Source organism: Rhizobium sp. YS-1r (genome assembly GCF_000757525.1).
GTDB classification, from domain to species: domain Bacteria; phylum Pseudomonadota; class Alphaproteobacteria; order Rhizobiales; family Rhizobiaceae; genus Neorhizobium; species Neorhizobium petrolearium.
In genome coordinates, this window is the sequence record NZ_JPYQ01000001.1 from 191,685 (window position 1) to 209,368 (window position 17,684).

The 17,684-nt window shown below is 62.7% G+C and carries 16 protein-coding genes and 1 pseudogene; 10 read left to right on the forward strand and 7 right to left on the reverse strand.

The genetic code is table 11. The annotated features are described in order from the left end of the window. Nucleotides 1-51: 51 nt before the first annotated feature. Nucleotides 52-549 (forward strand): TIGR02444 family protein, encoded by a 498-nt coding sequence (locus JL39_RS00905; protein WP_037145306.1) that lies wholly within the window; start codon nucleotides 52-54, stop codon nucleotides 547-549. A 34-nt stretch (nucleotides 550-583) separates the two neighbouring features. Here JL39_RS00905 and JL39_RS00910 read toward each other — a convergent pair whose 3' ends face one another. The 4 genes from JL39_RS00910 to JL39_RS00925 form a co-directional block, all read right to left on the reverse strand. After that, nucleotides 584-1,168 carry a UbiX family flavin prenyltransferase gene (locus JL39_RS00910; protein ID WP_037145307.1) on the reverse strand — a complete coding sequence of 195 codons (585 nt, stop codon included), beginning with the start codon at nucleotides 1,166-1,168 and terminating at the stop codon, nucleotides 584-586. A 21-nt stretch (nucleotides 1,169-1,189) separates the two neighbouring features. After that, entirely contained in the window at nucleotides 1,190-1,873 is a 684-nt protein-coding gene (locus tag JL39_RS00915; RefSeq protein ID WP_037145308.1) for a GntR family transcriptional regulator, read from the reverse strand. Between the two features lie 128 nt (nucleotides 1,874-2,001). Continuing rightward, nucleotides 2,002-4,302, reverse strand: coding sequence for a xanthine dehydrogenase family protein molybdopterin-binding subunit (locus JL39_RS00920; RefSeq protein ID WP_037145309.1), 2,301 nt, complete (start codon nucleotides 4,300-4,302; stop codon nucleotides 2,002-2,004). 102 nt (nucleotides 4,303-4,404) lie between these two features. After that, the gene (locus JL39_RS00925) at nucleotides 4,405-6,054 is read right to left on the reverse strand and encodes a UbiD family decarboxylase (protein ID WP_037145310.1); all 1,650 of its coding nucleotides are present in this window, start codon (nucleotides 6,052-6,054) and stop codon (nucleotides 4,405-4,407) included. A gap of 259 nt (nucleotides 6,055-6,313) precedes the next feature. Between JL39_RS00925 and JL39_RS00930 the strand changes: the two genes are divergently transcribed. From JL39_RS00930 to JL39_RS00950, 5 genes are read left to right on the forward strand one after another with little or no spacing between them, the layout of a single operon-like run. Then, nucleotides 6,314-8,746: a xanthine dehydrogenase family protein molybdopterin-binding subunit gene (locus tag JL39_RS00930; RefSeq protein ID WP_037145311.1), complete on the forward strand. Its 2,433-nt coding sequence runs from the start codon at nucleotides 6,314-6,316 to the stop codon at nucleotides 8,744-8,746. Nucleotides 8,747-8,761: 15 nt separating this feature from the next. Continuing rightward, entirely contained in the window at nucleotides 8,762-9,697 is a 936-nt protein-coding gene (locus tag JL39_RS00935) for an ABC transporter substrate-binding protein (protein ID WP_037145312.1), read from the forward strand. 21 nt (nucleotides 9,698-9,718) lie between these two features. After that, nucleotides 9,719-10,387: a carbon monoxide dehydrogenase subunit G gene (locus JL39_RS00940; protein ID WP_037145313.1), complete on the forward strand. Its 669-nt coding sequence runs from the start codon at nucleotides 9,719-9,721 to the stop codon at nucleotides 10,385-10,387. Nucleotides 10,388-10,409: 22 nt separating this feature from the next. After that, complete coding sequence (locus JL39_RS00945) at nucleotides 10,410-10,901, forward strand: (2Fe-2S)-binding protein (protein WP_037145314.1); 492 nt, start codon at nucleotides 10,410-10,412, stop codon at nucleotides 10,899-10,901. An 18-nt stretch (nucleotides 10,902-10,919) separates the two neighbouring features. Further along, nucleotides 10,920-11,735 carry a xanthine dehydrogenase family protein subunit M gene (locus JL39_RS00950; protein ID WP_037145315.1) on the forward strand — a complete coding sequence of 272 codons (816 nt, stop codon included), beginning with the start codon at nucleotides 10,920-10,922 and terminating at the stop codon, nucleotides 11,733-11,735. Nucleotides 11,736-11,859: 124 nt separating this feature from the next. On the opposite strand, the gene JL39_RS00955 is transcribed toward JL39_RS00950, so the two are convergent. Further along, nucleotides 11,860-12,357 (reverse strand): MarR family transcriptional regulator, encoded by a 498-nt coding sequence (locus JL39_RS00955; RefSeq protein ID WP_052182565.1) that lies wholly within the window; start codon nucleotides 12,355-12,357, stop codon nucleotides 11,860-11,862. A 74-nt stretch (nucleotides 12,358-12,431) separates the two neighbouring features. Continuing rightward, nucleotides 12,432-12,677, reverse strand: a complete 246-nt coding sequence (locus tag JL39_RS00960) for a hypothetical protein (protein ID WP_052182566.1) — start codon at nucleotides 12,675-12,677, stop codon at nucleotides 12,432-12,434. 206 nt (nucleotides 12,678-12,883) lie between these two features. On the opposite strand from JL39_RS00960, the gene ggt reads away from it, so the two are divergent. The 4 genes from ggt to modC all read left to right on the forward strand — a co-directional run bounded on the left by ggt (nucleotide 12,884) and on the right by modC (nucleotide 17,265). Then, nucleotides 12,884-14,476 carry a gamma-glutamyltransferase gene (gene ggt / locus JL39_RS00965; protein ID WP_037145316.1) on the forward strand — a complete coding sequence of 531 codons (1,593 nt, stop codon included), beginning with the start codon at nucleotides 12,884-12,886 and terminating at the stop codon, nucleotides 14,474-14,476. A gap of 167 nt (nucleotides 14,477-14,643) precedes the next feature. Beyond that, complete coding sequence (modA, locus tag JL39_RS00970; protein WP_037145317.1) at nucleotides 14,644-15,438, forward strand: molybdate ABC transporter substrate-binding protein; 795 nt, start codon at nucleotides 14,644-14,646, stop codon at nucleotides 15,436-15,438. A 58-nt stretch (nucleotides 15,439-15,496) separates the two neighbouring features. After that, nucleotides 15,497-16,198: a molybdate ABC transporter permease subunit gene (modB, locus tag JL39_RS00975; protein ID WP_037145318.1), complete on the forward strand. Its 702-nt coding sequence runs from the start codon at nucleotides 15,497-15,499 to the stop codon at nucleotides 16,196-16,198. Further along, entirely contained in the window at nucleotides 16,195-17,265 is a 1,071-nt protein-coding gene (gene modC / locus JL39_RS00980; protein ID WP_037145319.1) for a molybdenum ABC transporter ATP-binding protein, read from the forward strand. The genes modB and modC overlap by 4 nt, the downstream gene beginning before the upstream one ends. A gap of 93 nt (nucleotides 17,266-17,358) precedes the next feature. On the opposite strand, the pseudogene JL39_RS32045 reads toward modC, so the two are convergent. After that, nucleotides 17,359-17,684, reverse strand: a pseudogene (locus JL39_RS32045) (hypothetical protein); the annotation flags it as partial.

Sequence of the window (17,684 nt, forward strand, 5' to 3'; positions counted from 1 at the left end):
CTTTCGGGGCCGGGCTGTTAAGCGGATACAGGCCGGAAAGGGAGGAGCGAAATGACTGACGATCGAATGGGACTGTGGGATTTCGCTCTACGCCTCTATGCCTCGCCGGGCGTGGGCGATGCCTGTCTGACCTTGCAGGACGAAAGCGGCGTCGATGTGCCGATGCTTCTCTTTTCGGCCTGGCTTGCAAAGCATTCCGCTGCGTTGACGGATGCGGAGCTTGAGCGCATCGACGAACGTGTCGCGGATTGGCGGAACGAGGTGGTGAGGCCACTGCGTGACATCCGCCGTCGATTGAAGGGTGGGCCGCATCCTGCGCCGACGAAGGAAACCGACGCATTGCGCAACGAGGTGAAAGGCGTCGAGCTCGGTTCGGAAAAGATCGAACTGGCGGTGCTTGAGGCCGAAGGAGAGGCACTGATTGCTGCAGGCTCGGGTGACGCCAGCGGAAACCTCGCACGCGTGCTGTGGCATTTCCGAGGGTCGGAACCGGACGCGAAGGCGACCGAGGCGCTTGGAATTGTCGAAAAGGCGCTGGCCGGCCTCTAAGCCGGCATCCGTAACCTGATGGCCATCCGGGACATCAATGTTGGCCCGGTGAGCCGGGGCCATCCTTCCAGCGCTTGACCATCGGCAGGTGGATGTCGAAGAGGTCGAGCGCACGACCAACGGTCTGGGTCACCATCTCATCGATAGAGGCCGGCTTGGAATAGAAGGCCGGTACCGGCGGCATGACGATCGCGCCGTTCCGCGTCGCTTGGTCCATCAGCGCGATATGACCGGCATGCAGCGGCGTTTCGCGGAAGAGCAGCACGACACGGCGGCGTTCCTTGAGACAGACGTCCGCGGCGCGGACGATCAGTTCGTCATTGTAGCAATTGGCAATGCCGCTCAGCGTCTTCACCGAGCAGGGCGCGATCAGCATGCCGGCCGTGCGGAACGAGCCGGAGGAGACCGCCGCGCCGATGTCCTTGTAGTTATAGAGTACGTCGGCGAGCCTCTTGATCTCGTCTGCACTCATGTCGATCTCGTCGGTCGCCGTACGGAAGGCGGACGGCGAGATCACCGCGTGGGTTTCGATATCTTCGACTTGTCTCAGCAGTTGAAGCGCCCGGACGCCATAAATGACCCCGGAGGCTCCGGTAATGGCAACGATGATGCGGCGCATGGTATTTATCCTAAACGGTTATCACGCCCCGTCGGCAGTCCGGAAAGCGGAGATCGCCGAATTGGCCACATGCTTTTCGGCAGCAGCCTTGGCGGCGGCCTTGTCGCGCTTGACGATCGCTGCGACGATGGCGTCGATCTCGCTGATGCTCTGGCTCTGGCGCTCCGGGCGCACCACCGAGCGGCGGCGCAGCGGCGAGGTCATCAGGGTCAGCTTCTTCAGCAGATCGAAGGCGATCGGATTGCGGGCACCGGTGCAGATGCGATCGTAGAAATCGCGCTTGGCGGCGACGATCTCCTCAGCGTTACTGCCCCTGTAGGCTTTCTTCAGTACCTCGCTATGCGCTTCCAATGCCTGGACCTCGTCATCCGGCGCGTTTTCGATGAACTGTTCCACGATCAGCGGCTCCAGCACGCCGCGGATGCGGTAGATGTTTTCCGCATCCGAGCGGGTGACGGCGGCAACAGTGAGGCCCCGGTTGTTGAGGTCGGTCAGAATGCCTTCGGCCTGGAGTTGGCGCAGCGCCTCACGGAGCGAAGTGCGGCTGACATTGAGCCTCTCGCAGAGATCCTTCTCCACGAGACGGGTACCGGGCTCCAGTGCACCGGTTTCGATCGCCCGCCGCAGGGAATTCATGATCTTGTTCCGCAGGGGGGCGGGCTCGTGAACGAGCGGGTTGAGAGGCTCTGCAAGCGGATTTGCCATATGTCTCCTCGAAGGCGGCGGTATTCAAACCAATGTGATCACATGTCTGTCATACAAACAAACTCGCGCGCCGTCACCTCTCCGTCAAGTCGATATTTCCAACAAGATATATCGGGGCATGGCGCTGATTAATCCATATGTTGCATTTGCAGGCAGCGCCAGACCCGCTCGGGTGTTGCGGGCATATCGATATGCCTGACACCCAGCGGATGGAGCGCATCGGCGACGGCGCTGATCACTGCCGAGAGAGCGCCGACCGTACCCGCTTCGCCGGCACCTTTGACGCCGAGCGGGTTCTGTTTGGTCGGAACCGAAAACCCGGCAATCTCCACGCCCGCCATGTCGCTGGCATGCGGCATGGCATAATCCATGAAGGTGGCAGACAGAAACTGGCCGGAATTCGGGTCGTAGACGGCGTTCTCCATCAGCGCCTGGCCGAGCCCCTGCGCGACGCCGCCGGCGATCTGACCTTTGACGAGCAGCGGATTGACCATGCGCCCGACATCGTCGACGACGCAATAGCTGGCGAGTTCGACCTGTCCGGTTTCCGGATCGATCTCGACTTCGCAGATATGGCAGCCGTTCGGGAAGGTGGCGCCTGCGTTGCTGATGAAGTTTTCCGCCGAAAGAAGCGCTGATTCGCTGGCTATCACCCCGGCGAAGGAAATCGCTCGGTCGGTGCCGGCGATACGGTATTCCCCGCTTTCGAAGAGGATATCGGCCTTGTCCGCCTCCAGTTGCTCGGCCGCCCGATCCTTCAGCTTTTCGATGATCGTGTCGGCAGCGGTCCAGATAGCGCCGCCGGCCGCGGCCAGCGTACGCGAGCCGAACGTGCCGGTACCCTGCGGCACCTCATGGGTGTCGCCGGCGACGATTTCCATATCTTGCGTATCAAGTCCCAGCCGGTCGGCGATGATCTGGCGAAAGACCGTGCCATGGCCCTGGCCGCTGTCCATCGAGCCGACATGGATGCGCACCTTGCCGCTCGGCGCGATCTCCACGCGGGCGAATTCCGGATTGGGCTTGGCGGCCGGGCCACCGGCGATCTCGATCGGATTGGCAATGCCGATGCCGCGCAATTTTCCGCGCGCCTTGGCTTCCACCCGACGCGCTTCGAAGCCGCTCCAGTCGGCCATTTCGAGCGCCTTGTCGAGCACGCCGGGGAAGTCGCCCGAATCATAAGTGAAGATGAAGCCGCTCGAATATGGCATGGCTTCCTTCGGCACGAGGTTGCGGCGGCGTAGTTCCGCCCGGTCGACGCCCATCTCGTAGGCCGCAAGATCAATCATCCGCTCGATGATATAGGTCGCTTCCGGCCGGCCGGCTCCACGATACGGCGCCGTCTGCTGGGTATTGGTGAAGACACCGTCGACCTTGGCATAGATCTTCGGCGTGCGGTAGACGCCGGCAAGGCCGCCGATATTGGCGACCGGTGGATGTACGGTCGCTGGCCCCAGATAGGCGCCGAGATTGGCACGCACATGCACATCGAGGCCTAAGAATTTTCCGTCGGCGTCGAGAGCCAGCACAGCATCGGCCCACATGTCGCGGGCGTGCGCGTCGGACTGGAAGGATTCAAGCCGGTCGGCTGCCCAGCGAATCGTGCGGCCGGTCCGTTTTGCCGCCCAGAGGAGCGCCGGATATTCGGGATAACCGGCATTCTTCATGCCGAACGAACCGCCGCAATCGGACGCGACCACATGCACTTTGTCCGAGGAGACGCCGAGAATGGGTGCAACGTCGCCGGAAATGCGATGCGGCGCCTGCGTGCCGAGTTCGAGCCTGTAAAGACCGGCGGCATCGTCGTAAGAGGCGATTGCACCGCGCGTCTCGATTGGCGCGGCGGTGACGCGGGAAATTCTCAACCGCTGGCGGACCACGGTATGGGCGGAAGCGATGGCAGCGCTCACGCCCGCCTTGTCGCCTGTTTCGAAGGTGAAGCAGCGATTGTCGGGGAATTCATCCCAGACGAGCGGCGCGTCCGGAGAGACGGATTCCAGCGGGTCGATTACCACTGGCCGCTCGTCTATTTCGACCGTCACGGCTTCGGCGGCGGCAAGTGCTGCTTCCTTCGTCTCGGCGACGACCATGGCAATGGGGTCGCCGACGTAACGGATGGCATCGACGGCGAGCGGATAGAAGACCGGCACCCGCATTTCGCCGCCATCGGGGCCGGGATGCTTGCCCCGCGGCTGGATCGGCCGAAGGCCTGCCGCCTTCAGGTCCGCGCCGGTGAAGATACCGAGAACCTCAGGCATGTCGATCGCTGCTTCCGTATCGATCGAGACGATCCGGCCGGACGCGGCCTGCGACCTGACGAAGACGGCCATTGCCTCGCCCTTGGCCGCGAGGTCGTTCATATAGCGCCCGCGTCCGGTAATCAGCGCGTCATCCTCGAACCGCAATTGCGACTGGCCGATCTTCAACATGACTCCTCCCGAAAACGGAAATGCTTTGACTATCGATGGACGGATTCTCGAAAACGATAGCGGCCCGGACGACGTCTGAACCATCCGCGCCGCCGCGTTTCGTCAGCCCTTCTTGTCGGCCTTCGGGTTTTCGACGTCGCGGGCGGGCGTCTCCGGCTTCATGCCGCCCTTGCGGCGGGCGAGCGTGTTCTCGCCGGTCTTGCGCCAGTCCCCGGCGACCGCATCGTCGGCAAACCGGGTCCAGAGGTCGCTCCAGTCGCCCAGCGAATAGCCGTGCCATGGCGGCTGCGGTGTGAGGCGAGGAAGCTGCAGGTCTTCCCAGATCTGTCGCGCCTTGACCATGTAGGGCTCGGCTGGAAGGGCGAGCGGAGGCATTGGCGCCTTCAGCGTCGCATCGATCAGCATCGTACCCTCGGCGCTCTTCGAGCCGGATTTCGGCCCATGACCGCCGGAGCGGTAGGGCATGATATGCACGTCGTCGATCATGTTGGCGCGATAGGCGAGCGACCAGAAGACGGCGTCCGCGTTGCGGCTGTCGATATCGTCGGAAACCGCGATGACGATCTTGCCGCATTGCGCCTGCAGCGTCGCCGCCCCCTGGAGGCCGCGCCAGATCTCCGATTGCGGCGCCGAGCGGTCGAATTCCAGGAAGATGACCTTGCGGATATTGGTGAGCGGCTCGTGCATCACGACGCGCCTGATGCCCTTGACGTTCAGCACCTTCTTCAGGTGGTTGAGGAAGAGCGGTTCGTAGGCGACGCGCTTCAGGACGCTCGATTCGCTCGGTGTCACCTGGGAGACGATCGAGACGAGGACCGGCTTCTTCTTGCGGGTGATCGCCGTCACCTGCATCGACATGTTGAAGTCCTCGAGTGCCACATGGCCGTGGCTTTCGCCGAACGGGCCTTCCGGCTCCAGGAGCACGGGATCGATCAGGCCTTCGATGACGATTTCCGCATCGGCCGGCACTTCGAGGTCGATCGTCTTGCACTTGACGATGCGGATCGGCTCGCCGATCAGGCCGCCGGCAACGCCCAGTTCGTCCTGGTCGATCGGCAGTTTCTGCGGGCCGGTGAAGAGCACGGCCGGCGCGCAGCCGATGACGATGGCGCAGGGCATCGGCTTGCCCATCTTCTGGTATTTCAGCCAGTGCTGGTAGCCGCCGGCACCGGAGAGGCGGCTTGCCATGCGCACCCCGAGCCGGTCTTCCGCCTTCAGCGCCGCACGATAGGTGCCCATGTTTCGGATGCCGTTTTCCGGGTCGCGGGTGACGCAGAGGGTGGCGGTGAAATAAGGAGCGCTGTCGAAGCCGGGTGTCGAGATCGGTACGGGCAGGGAGCCGAGGCCTTTGCCCTCCCGCTTCAATTCGTCGCCGGTGACGACGACTTCCTGACAAGGCGCTTCCGTGACCATGACCGGATCGATGGGATGCTCCATGGCGTTGACCCAGACATCGCCGATCTCGTCCTCAGATACGCCGAGGCCTGCCGCATAGATCGCCGGCGAAGCGGCCAGCACGCCGACGGCGACGGGAATGTCATACTTCTCGCCCTTGGCGCCCTTCACGTCCGTAAACAGGAATCCGCGGCGCTGCTCGTCCGGCAGACCGCCCTGAAACTGCCAGCGGGCAAGCGGATGCAGTTCGCTGTCCTTGTCGATAGGCACCTGGATCCTAGTGAGGAGGCCGAGGGACTCCAGCCGCTGCAGGTGTTCCTGCAGGTCGAGGGGCGCCTTGCGCGCGAAAGTCGTCATTTAAGTTTCACTCCCAAACCTGCGCCTGGAACCCCTCCCAGGGAGAGCGGAAAACAGGCGTTATTCCTTAACTGAAGGCATCGAGCCGGATGAGGCAATCACCCTCAGGTCGAAAGGGGCGATCTTTTCGATTGCATTATACTGCCATATTGTCATACATTAATACGAAGAGCAACAGCATCTCGCAGAGCGGGGTGAGAGCTCGGAGACATGTCGGCGGAAGGGAGAAACCGCCGTGATTTCAAAGAGAAGAGGTTTCATGAACAGGCCGTTCAAGACCGCCGCGTCCGAGATGATTGTGCATCCGCTGAAGCAGCCGAAGCCGGATTCGGCAAAGCTTTCGCCCGAAATGAAGCTGGTGCAGGAGGCGCTGTTCAAGCATGTCGGCAAGCCGATTCCCCGCAAGGAAGACGGCCGCCTGATCACCGGCAGGGGCCGCTTCTCCGACGACTTCTCGCTGCCCGGACAGACCTATGCGGCGATCGTGCGCTCGCCCTATCCGCATGCCCGCATCCTCGGCATCGACAAGACGGAAGCTTTGGCGAGCGAGGGCGTGCTTCTGGTCCTGACCGGCGAGGACATCCTTGCCGACGATATCAAGCCGATCCCCCACAATCCCATTCCGTCCACCAATTTCGACATGAAGCTCAGGGCAAAGGACGGCGGCCCGGCATTTACCGGACCGCATTACCTTCTTCCTGCAGACAAGGCCCGGTTTGTCGGTGAGGCCGTGGCGATCGTCGTGGCGGAGACCGCCGCCCAGGCCGCCGACGGTGCCGAAAAGGTTCTCATCGACTGGGAAGAACTGCCCTATGTCACCGATACCGCCAAGGCCGCCGAGCCGGGCGCCCCGACCATCTGGGACGAGGTGCCGGACAATGTCTTCATCGACACGACCTTCGGTGATATCGAAGGCACGAACGCCGCCTTTGCGGAGGCCGACCATGTCGTAAAGGCGGAATTCCATATCCACCGCGTCACCGGCGTCACCATGGAGCCGCGTTCCTCGCTCGGCTCCTACGATCCGGAGACGAAGCGTTACACGCTTTATGCCGGCAGCGGCGGCGCCGTGCGGCAGAAGAACGAGCTTTCCAAGGTGCTCGGTATCGAGCCGAAGGACCTGCGCGTGCTTTCCTTCGACGTCGGCGGCAATTTCGGCACTCGCAACCGCGTCTATGTGGAATTCGGCCTGGTTCTCTGGGCGTCCGCCAGGATCGGCCGGCCGGTGAAATATACTGCGACCCGTTCGGAATCCTTCCTCACCGATTATCAGGGCCGCGACCTCGTGACCAAGGTGGAGCTGGCCATCCGCAAGGACGGCAAGTTTCTCGCCATGCGCGCCGACAACCTTTCGAATGTCGGTGGTCGGGCCGTGTCGCTGTCGCCGCTCAGCAAGGGCTCGGGCCTCATTACCGGTTCCTATGACATTCCCTATGCGACCTTGCGTGCCCGCGCCGTCTTCTCCAACACGATGTGCACCCAGGCCTATCGCAGCTCCGGCCGGCCGGAAGTGACCTTCGCGATCGAACGCCTGGTAGAGCTTGCCGCAGACCAGCTCGGTTTCGACAAGCTGGAGCTGCGCCGCAAGAACCTCATCCCGCCGTCCGCCATGCCCTATACCAATGCGGTCGGCTCGGTTTACGACAGCGGCGAATACGAGAAGAACATGGACCGCGCGCTCGAGCTCTCCGACTGGGCGTCGTTCGACGCACGCAAGGTGGAAGCCGCCAGGCGCGGCAAGCTGCTCGGTCGCGGTTTCGCCAACTATGTCGAATCCTCGATCGGCACGCCGAAGGAGCGCGCCGAGATCGAGATCAAGGACGACGGCACCATCGAAGTCATCATCGGCACCCAGCCGAGCGGCCAGGGCCATGAGACGAGCTTTGCCCAGGTCGTGGCGGACATGATCCAGGTTCCGGTCGAAAAGGTGTGGATCGTGCTTGGCGATACCGATATCGTCAGCGTCGGCGGCGGCTCGCATTCCGGCCGCTCCATGCGCCATGCCGGCACTGTCATGGCCATGGCTTCCGCCGATCTTCTGGCGGAAGGAAGGAAGCGCGCCGCCGATCTGCTCGGCTCGACGCCCGACTGGATCGATTTCGAAGGCGGCGTCTTCAAGCTCCGCAACTCTAACCAGACGATCGACATTTTCGATCTCGGCCGCCGCACGCGCGCCTCCCATGGCAAGCTGCGCGTCGTCAAGGACAACGAAATGCACACCCCGGTCTTCCCGAACGGTGCCGCTGTCTGCGAGGTCGAGATCGACCGCGACACCGGCCATGTGCAGATCGTCCGTTATACGACGATCGACGATGTCGGCCGCTGCATCAACCCGCTGATCGTCCACGGCCAGACCCATGGCGGCATTGCCCAGGGCGTCGGCCAGGCCATGTGGGAACTCTGTGCGATCGATCCCAACAGCGGGCAACCGCTCGCCGGCTCGTTCATGGACTACGGCCTGCCTCGCTCCGACACCATGCCGAGCTTCAAATGCGAAATTGCCGAAGTGATTTCGCCGACCAATCCGCTCGGCATCAAGGCGGGCGGCGAGGGTGGCACCACGCCGGCGCTCGCGACTGTCGTCAACGCCGTGGTCGATGCGCTTTCGGAATTCGGCGTCAAGGACATCCAGATGCCCGTCACGCCGGCCAATGTCTGGCGCGCCATGAACAGCGGACGCAAGGCGTCCTGAGGAGGAATTTATCTTATGAGTGATTTGAAGACCGTCCGCGTCATCGCATTCCCGGGCGCACCGAACCTGCCGACCTTCGCGGCGATCGAACAGGGCTTCTTTGTGGAAGAAGGCCTGAATGTCGAAATCTCGCTGACCCCGAGCTCGGTCGCCCAGGCGGAGAAGACTGCCGCCGGCGAGTTCGACATCGTCTTCACCGCCTTCGACAATGTCGTCGCCTATGGTGAAGGCCAGGGTGCGACGACGGAGGGTGTCAATCCGGACTATGTCGTGCTGATCGGGGCCACACAGCTGGAGCTCGCGATTGTCACCGCGCCCGAGGTCAAGACCTACGAGGATCTCAAGGGACGCTCGATCGCACTCGATGCGCTGACCACCGGCTTTGCCTTCGTGCTCTTCGAGATGATGGCCCGCAGCGGCCTTAGCCGCGACGACGTCACCTTCGCCGCCGTTGGCGCCACCCCGCAGCGCTGGCAGTCGGTCAAGGCCGGCGAACATGCCGCGACGCTGACGATCGAGCCCTTCACCAGCATCGCCAGACGTTCCGGCTTCAACGTGCTCGACGTCTCCTCGAACCATTTCGACAGTTACCAGGGCGGTGTGATCGCCGCCCGTCGCGCCTATGCCGCCGAAAATCCGGAACCGGTGAAAGCCTTCATTCGTGCCTATCTGAAGGGGCTCGAATGGACGCTTAACCCAGCCAACCGTGAAGCCGGCGCCGTCCTGCTGCAGGCCAAGATGCCGGATATCCAGCCGGCGGCGGTCCCTTCGATCATGGCAAGTCTGCTTTCGCCGCGCTCCGGTCTCACTCCGGGCGCAAAGATCCTGCCCGAAGGCATGAAGGCCGTCCTGGACCTTCGCTCCCGCTACGGATCGGGAAACACACCGCTGACCGATATTTCCAAATATCTTGACCTCTCGTTCTACGAATCGGTCACAGGCAGCAAATGACGGACAGGGAGGAGTGAACCTATGGATCTCAAGGGCGAATATCGCATCGCCGCGCCGCGCGAGCACGTCTGGGCGCTGATCAACGATCCGGCTGTGCTGAAGGCCTGCATTCCCGGCTGCGAAAGCCTGGAGGGCACGCCGGAGACCGGTTTTGCGGCCCGCGTTACCACGAAGATCGGCCCGGTGAAGGCGACGTTCGCCGGCGAGGTGACGCTGTCGAACGTGACAGCGCCGGAAAGCCTGACGATCTCGGGTGAGGGCAAGGGCGGGGTCGCCGGGTTTGCCAAGGGCGGCGCCGATGTGCATCTCGCCGAAGATGGTGCCGATACCGTGCTCACCTATCTCGCCAAGGCGCAGGTCGGCGGCAAGCTCGCCCAGCTCGGATCGAGGCTCATTGATTCCACGGCAAAAAAACTCGCCGACGAGTTCTTCGAAAAGCTTGCGGCGCGCGCCGTCATGGTTGATCATGCAACCGATGCCGGTGTAGCGGAGGCTATCGCGACGGCGGCTGTTGCCGCGCCTGTCATGTCAGCTGCAGCACCGGCACCCATCCCACCTGCGGCTCCCGAAGCTGCCGGACCGGTTGTTGCACCCGCAGCGCCGGCCGGGCAGCGTGCGAGCCGTTTGCCCTATATTATCGCCGGCGTCGTTGCTGTCGCCGTCATCGCTGTCGCGGCGCTTGCCGCCTGAGTCTTTTTGAGAGGAGGGGCTCATGTCCCGCATCACCATTACCGTCAACGGCAAGCCGGAGACACGAGAGGTCGAGGACCGCACGATGCTCGTGCAGTTCATCCGCGAGCATCTGGGGCTGACCGGCACCCATGTCGGCTGCGACACCACCCAGTGCGGCGCCTGCACGATCCATCTCGACGGAAAGGCTGTGAAGAGCTGTACGGTTCTGGCCGTCGCCGCCGATGGCTCGGAAGTGATGACCATTGAAGGTCTTGCCGAAGGCGGCAAGCTGCATCCGGTGCAGCAGGCCTTCCACGAACATCACGGCCTGCAGTGCGGCTATTGCACGCCCGGCATGATCATGGCCTCGGTCGACATGATCCGCCGCCACGACGGCATGCTCGACGAACACACCGTCCGCCACGAGCTGGAAGGCAATCTCTGCCGCTGCACCGGCTACCACAACATCGTCAAGGCGGTGCTGGATGCGGCGGAAAAACATCGCGCGGCGCATGCCGTCGCGGCCGAATAATCGGGAGGGGACACGGCCATGTACGCAACGACCTACCACAAGCCGAAGACGCTTTCCGAAGCCATCGACCTCTACGAGAATTCCGAAGAGCCGTCTTACCTCTCCGGCGGCCATACGCTGATCCCGACGCTGAAGAGCCGGCTTGCCGCGCCGCAGCACCTGATCGACGTACGCGCCATTCCGGAACTTTCCGGCATCGAAGTGACGGCCGACAAGGTCATCATCGGCTCGGCCACCAGGCATGCGGTCGTCGCCGCCTCGAAGGAGGTCAAGGCCGCCATTCCGGCACTGGCCGGCCTTGCCGGCTCGATCGGAGACGTGCAGGTGCGCCATATGGGCACGATCGGCGGTTCGACCGCCAACAACGACCCGGCCGCCGACTATCCTTCGGCCGTGCTGTCGCTCGACGCGATCGTCCACACCGACCGCCGCGCCATCCCGGCCGACGACTATTTCCAGGGCCTCTACACGACGGTGCTGGAGCCCGGCGAAATCCTCGTCCGCGTCGAGTTCAAGATTCCGGAAATCGCCGGCTATGCGAAATTTCGCAATCCGGCCTCGCGCTATTCGATGGCGGCCGCCTTCGTATCCAAGCACCGGGACGGGCATGTCCGCGTGGCGATCACGGGTGCCGGCAACGAAGGCGTGTTCCGCTGGACTGAGGCCGAAGAGAGGCTCAACGAGAGCCTCACAGTCGAAGCATTGGACGGCCTGACCATCGATCCGTCGCAGATGATGGGCGACATGCATGCCCCGGCCGATTATCGCGCCCATCTGGTGGCGGTGATGACCCGCCGCGCGGTGCAGAACCTCGGCGGCACGCATATTCTCTGAAGCAGATCTCTCAAGATCGCACAGGCTGGCGAGGGAGACTTCGCCGGCCTTTTCAATTCAAACGATGCGGATTCCAATCTGTGGCGCCGGTCCGGAGGGAACGCGCACATATCGGGCACAGTCGTCAAAAATCTCGCTCTGCCCCAAGCGCGGCGGCAACCCGGCCGAGTACAGCGATAAGCACAGCCTTGTCCTCGCCTGCAATCTCATCAAGGCGGCGGTCATGAGCCTTGGCGATGATATGCAGCCGCTCTTGCATTTGCCGGCCTTCCTCCGTCAGCCGGACGTTGTAGCTGCGCTGGTCCTCCGGATTTCCGCGCCGTTCGATCAATCCCCGCGTCACCAGTCCCTTAAGGCTCGACGTCAGCGTAGACCGGTCGCGCCCGCAGATTCGGCTGAGTTCCGACGGCGTCATGCTTTCCTTCTCCGCAAGCACCGTCAACAGCGAATACCAGCCGGGCTTCAGGTCCGCTTTCCCGGTCGCCCTGGCAAAGGCCTGGAAAGACGCCTCCTGGGCCACGCGCAGGTGGTAACCAATGAGATTCTGGAAAATGGCAGGAATGAGATCCTTGTTCTCTGCCGGCATCTCCCCGACCTGCCGTTCCGATGATTTCACCGACATTGTCCGTCCTCCGTCACCGAAATCTATCAGGAACCAGGGGCACAGCAAGCTCGCGGATATCGAAACCGGGCGGATCAGGGTCTGCCGATGGCCAGCGCTTTCCGTTTGCGGCGAATGGACATCCATATGGCGAAGAAGATCACCATCAGCACGATCCAGAGAAACGGGAAGACCAGGAACACCGCCGTATAGGCACAGGCACCTTCGAAACAGGAGCCGGTCATTTCGAAAGCAGCCATCAGAATGGCGGCGATGCCCGCAACCGCACCCGTGCCGAGAATGCCCACGAGGGCGATGAGCCCATTGACCACATATTTCATTACCCCGTCTCCCTTTATTCGCAGAATGGCATGTAGGAGACGGGCGTCAAGTCGGCCGTGGTCGGCAAAATTAGCGGGTTGCTGCGGAATATCAGCCATCTCAAAACGACAACCAGGGCCTTGATGACTGGCCTTCGGCGTGGTCTCTTGAGTGGATAACAAGCCGTGACAGGGCATTCGCCCGCTTTTCCAACGATGAGAGCGCCATGAGAGACTTCGAATTACCCGGCCGTTCGCTGGCCGTCGGCCGCAATGCCATGGCGGCAACTTCCCAGCCGCTGGCAACACTGGCGGCAATCGACATCCTGCGCAGCGGTGGCAACGCGATCGATGCGGCGGTTGCCGCCTGCGCCGTGCAATGCGTGGTGGAAGCCGGCTCGACCGGTATCGGAGGCGATTGTTTCGCGCTTCTCTCGCTCGGCGGAACGGACAAGATCATCGCCTATAACGGTTCCGGCCGCGCACCGGCCGCCGCGACCGTCGAGCACCTCCGCTCGCTCGGCATTACCAGCCTCACCCGCACCTCACCGCACACGATCACCGTGCCCGGTGCCGTGGATGCCTGGACACGGCTCGTCGCCGACCACGGACGCATGAAGATGGCCGACATCCTTTCGCCGGCGATCAAACTTGCCCGCGACGGTTATGCGCTGCCGCCGCGCTCGGCGTATGACCTCGCCGCGCAGGAAGAGGTGCTGAAGGGAGACCCGACTGCAAGCCGCACTTTCCTCGTCGATGGCAAGGCCCCGCCCGCCGGCTCGATCCGATATCAGCGGGAACTCGCCGATACGCTGGAGGCGATTGGGCGGGAGGGCCGGGATGCCTTCTATCGGGGTCCGATTGCCGAGGATCTGGTTCGCTACCTGAACAGCATCGGCGGACTTCACACGCTCGAAGATTTCGCCACTGCGAAAGGCGAATATGTCACGCCGATCAAGACGACCTTCCGCGGCCACGAAATCCATGAGTGCCCGCCGAATGGGCAGGGCATCATCGCGCTGATGATCCTCAAGATCCTTTCGCATTTCCCCGGCAAAGGCGACCCGCTCTCTCCCGAACGGCTGCATATCGAGGTCGAGGCGACCCGGCTGGCCTATGCCGCCCGCAACCGCTTCCTCGCCGACCCGGCCAAGGTGGACGTGCCGGTCGACTATCTGCTTTCAGATGCGCTCGCCAAGGAACTGGCCGGCATGATCGATCCCACTAAGGCGATAACGGACTTGCCGAAGTTCGACGAAGTGCCGCACCGGGATACGATCTACCTTTCGGTGGTCGATAGCGATCGCAACGTGGTCAGCTTCATCAACTCGATCTTCTTCGTCTACGGCAGCGGCCGCATGGACCCGAACCACGGCGTCATGTTCCACAACCGGGGCTTCAGCTTCTCGCTCGATCCCAACCATCCGAACGCAGTCGCTCCCGGCAAGCGGCCGATGCATACGATCATCCCCGGCATGGTGACGAAGAATGGACGTGCCGTGATGCCCTTCGGCGTCATGGGTGGCCAATACCAGGCGATGGGCCATGCGCATTTCCTCTCCAAAGTCTTCGATTACGGCATGGACCTGCAGAGTGCGATCGACCTGCCGCGCCTCTTCCCGCTGCCCGGCACCAACCAGGTCGAGATGGAACATCGGCTGCGCGATACGATCGGCCGGGACTTCGAACGGCGGGGTTTTCAGGTCAAGGCGCCGGAATCGCCGATGGGTGGCGCTCAGGCGATCTGGATCGACTGGGAAACCGGCGTATTGCGGGGCGGTTCCGACCCCCGCAAGGATGGCATGGCGCTCGGCATCTGACCTCTCGCCCGAACGTTTCAACGCCGCTGCGACGCAATCCGTTGCGGCGGGCGATTGCTGTTCAACACATCCCGCCGACCAAGATATTTCATGGAATATAACGCTGGCCAAAACTTCATCCCCGATATATTCAGGAAGATATCTCGTTGAGGATTGGAGAGGGAACCATGACCATTAGCCGTCGCTCCTTGATCAGGATCGCCATTGCTTCGGCGACCGCCGCCTTCCTGTCGCTGGCCGGCCTTGCCACGCCCGCCGTTGCACAGGAAAAGGTGACCGTCTTTGCTGCCGCCAGCATGAAGAACGCGCTCGACAACGCCAACAAGGCCTGGAGCGCCAAGGGGGGCAGGGCGGTGGCCGTCTCCTACGCGGCAAGTTCGGCGCTTGCCAAGCAGATCGAAAGCGGCGCGCCGGCTGACATCTTCATCTCGGCTGACCTCGACTGGATGAAATACGTTGCCGACAAAAAACTCGTGAAGGAAGAGACCCGCTCCAACTTCCTCGCCAACCGGATCGTGCTGATCACCGCGAAGGACAAGGCCGCACCGGTCGATATCAAGCCGGGCCTCGACCTTGCCGGTCTGCTGAAGGGCGGCAGGCTCGCCATGGGCGAGCCGAGTTCCGTTCCGGCCGGCAAATACGGCAAGGCCGCGCTCGAAAAACTCGGCATATGGGCCTCGGTCGAAAAGAGCGTCGCCGGGGCCGAGAGCGTGCGCGCCGCACTCGCCCTCGTATCGCGCGGCGAGGCGCCATACGGCATCGTTTACCAGACGGATGCGGCAGCCGATCCGGGTGTCGCAGTGGTCGGCACGTTTCAGGAAGACACCCATCCGCCGATCATCTACCCGATCGCCATTCTTTCGGAATCCAGGTCTTCGGATGCCGCCGCCTACCTCGAATACCTGAAGTCGGAAAAAGCTGCGCCTTTCTTCGAGAAGGAAGGCTTTACGGTTCTGAAGTAAGTCGGGTTAAGGTGGCTCGCGCTCCCTTGCGGGAGCCGCCTTCCTTTGGGGGTAGCGTTTGGACTGGCTGGTATTGAGCGACGAGGAATGGACGGCCGTCAGGCTCAGCCTGTGGGTGTCCAGCGTGGCGATGGTCGTCAGCCTTCCCTTCGGCATTCTCATCGCCTATCTGCTTGCCCGCGGGAAATTCTGGGGCAAGTCGATCCTGAACGGGGTCGTGCACCTGCCGCTCATCCTGCCGCCGGTCGTCACCGGCTTCATCCTGCTCATCGTGTTCGGCCGGCGCGGCGTCATCGGCGCTTTTCTTGACGAATATCTCGGCATCGTCTTTTCCTTCCGCTGGACGGGTGCGGCGCTTGCCTGCGGCGTCATGGGCTTTCCGCTGATGGTGCGCTCGATCCGACTGTCGATCGAAGCGGTCGACCACAAGCTCGAAGAAGCGGCCGGTACGCTCGGCGCCAGTCCTGCCTGGGTGTTCCTCACCGTAACGCTGCCGCTCATCCTGCCCGGCATCATCGCCGGCATGATCCTCGCCTTTGCCAAGGCCATGGGCGAGTTCGGCGCGACAATCACCTTCGTTTCCAACATTCCGGGCGAGACGCAGACGCTGTCGGCGGCGATCTATACCTTCACCCAGGTGCCGGGCGGTGATCTCGGCGCCATGCGGCTCACATTGGTCGCGATCGTCATCTCCTTTGCCGCGCTGCTCGCCTCCGAGCTCATGGCCTATCTGATCGGCAGGAGGGTCGACATCGAATGACCCTTGTCGTTGAGGCACAGCAGAAACTCGGCGGATTCACGCTTGATGCCGGTTTTACATCGGAAGGCGGCGTGACGGCGCTGTTCGGCCGTTCAGGCTCGGGAAAGACCTCGCTGATCAGGGTGATCGCCGGGCTCCTGCGGCCGGACCGCGGCCGGCTGATAATCGACAACGAGGTGCTGCTCGATACGGAAAACCGCATCTTCGTGCCGAAGCACAGGCGACGCTTCGGCTATGTCTTCCAGGAAGGACGGCTTTTTCCGCATCTCACCGTCCGCCAGAACCTCGTCTACGGCCGCTGGTTTGCATCGAAGGCTGCGCGGGGGGAGGACTTCGACCACATCGTCGACCTCCTCGGGATCGGCGCGCTGCTCGACCGGCGGCCGGGCAAGCTGTCGGGCGGCGAAAAGCAGCGCGTCGCGATCGGCCGGGCGCTCCTGTCGGCGCCGCGCCTGCTCCTGATGGACGAGCCGCTCGCGGCCCTCGACGACGAGCGCAAGGCGGAAATCCTGCCCTATCTCGAACGGCTGCGCGATGAGACCACGACGCCGATCGTCTATGTCAGCCATTCCGTGGCTGAGGTGGCGCGGCTTGCCGACCGGGTGGTCATGATGCGAGACGGCAAGGTCGAAGCGGTCGGCACTCCGTCGGATATCCTTGGCGGCTCATCCTTGCCGTCATCCGACCGCCGTGAAGCGGGTGCGGTTCTCTTCGGCACCGTGCAGTCGGTCGACACGGAACATCGTCTGGCAAACATTCGGCTTTCCACGTCGCATCTGATGGTACCGAATGCCCATGTTGAAGCCGGACGTACAGTCAGGGTGCATATTCCCGAACGCGACGTGATGGTGGCGATAAGACGGCCCGAGGGCCTGAGCGCTCTCAACATCCTCGATGGCCATGTCGCTTCGATGGAGCCGGACGGCGAGGGCATGGTCCGCATCCGCATCCGCTGCGGCGAGGATATGCTTCTCGCCCGTATCACCGCGCTCTCCGCCGAGCGCCTTGAACTCAAGCCTGGAAAGTCGGTCTTCGCTGTCATCAAGACGGTGGCACTGGAGCGCTAGCGCTATCGTTCCTTCCGCCGCTGGGCACGCTCGCCTGCACGCTTGCGGCGCACTGGCTCTCCAGCCACTGAAGCATGTTACGGATTGTCGATCTTATTTGATTCTGTTTTGCAGCCGCTGCGCTGCATTGGGGATGGAGGACGTTGCTCGCGGTGCTGCCATCATCGCTTCATTCTGCAGAAACGAGGCGATGTCGCCCAGCAGCTTGAGTTCAACTTCCGCATGGACGGGATTGCCTGAAAGATTGACGGTCTCCTGTGGATCGGTTTCAAGATCGAACAGTTCCCGCTGGTTTAAGCCGCCACTGGCATAGAACGTGAGCTTAAAGCGTTGGTCTCTCGCCATGGTCGCGTGCATCGGCGGGTTCCAGAAACTACCGCTGTCGTTCACGCCGGAATTTCGGTAGGCGCAGATCGCAC

Bases quoted from the DNA above. Each gene is read 5' to 3' on its own strand.
- JL39_RS00905 (WP_037145306.1), top strand. From the start codon at position 52: ATGACTGACGATCGAATGGGACTGTGGGATTTCGCTCTACGCCTCTAT.
- JL39_RS00910 (WP_037145307.1), bottom strand. From the start codon at position 1,168: ATGCGCCGCATCATCGTTGCCATTACCGGAGCCTCCGGGGTCATTTAT.
- JL39_RS00915 (WP_037145308.1), bottom strand. From the start codon at position 1,873: ATGGCAAATCCGCTTGCAGAGCCTCTCAACCCGCTCGTTCACGAGCCC.
- JL39_RS00920 (WP_037145309.1), bottom strand. From the start codon at position 4,302: ATGTTGAAGATCGGCCAGTCGCAATTGCGGTTCGAGGATGACGCGCTG.
- JL39_RS00925 (WP_037145310.1), bottom strand. From the start codon at position 6,054: ATGACGACTTTCGCGCGCAAGGCGCCCCTCGACCTGCAGGAACACCTG.
- JL39_RS00930 (WP_037145311.1), top strand. From the start codon at position 6,314: ATGAACAGGCCGTTCAAGACCGCCGCGTCCGAGATGATTGTGCATCCG.
- JL39_RS00935 (WP_037145312.1), top strand. From the start codon at position 8,762: ATGAGTGATTTGAAGACCGTCCGCGTCATCGCATTCCCGGGCGCACCG.
- JL39_RS00940 (WP_037145313.1), top strand. From the start codon at position 9,719: ATGGATCTCAAGGGCGAATATCGCATCGCCGCGCCGCGCGAGCACGTC.
- JL39_RS00945 (WP_037145314.1), top strand. From the start codon at position 10,410: ATGTCCCGCATCACCATTACCGTCAACGGCAAGCCGGAGACACGAGAG.
- JL39_RS00950 (WP_037145315.1), top strand. From the start codon at position 10,920: ATGTACGCAACGACCTACCACAAGCCGAAGACGCTTTCCGAAGCCATC.
- JL39_RS00955 (WP_052182565.1), bottom strand. From the start codon at position 12,357: ATGTCGGTGAAATCATCGGAACGGCAGGTCGGGGAGATGCCGGCAGAG.
- JL39_RS00960 (WP_052182566.1), bottom strand. From the start codon at position 12,677: ATGAAATATGTGGTCAATGGGCTCATCGCCCTCGTGGGCATTCTCGGC.
- ggt (WP_037145316.1), top strand. From the start codon at position 12,884: ATGAGAGACTTCGAATTACCCGGCCGTTCGCTGGCCGTCGGCCGCAAT.
- modA (WP_037145317.1), top strand. From the start codon at position 14,644: ATGACCATTAGCCGTCGCTCCTTGATCAGGATCGCCATTGCTTCGGCG.
- modC (WP_037145319.1), top strand. From the start codon at position 16,195: ATGACCCTTGTCGTTGAGGCACAGCAGAAACTCGGCGGATTCACGCTT.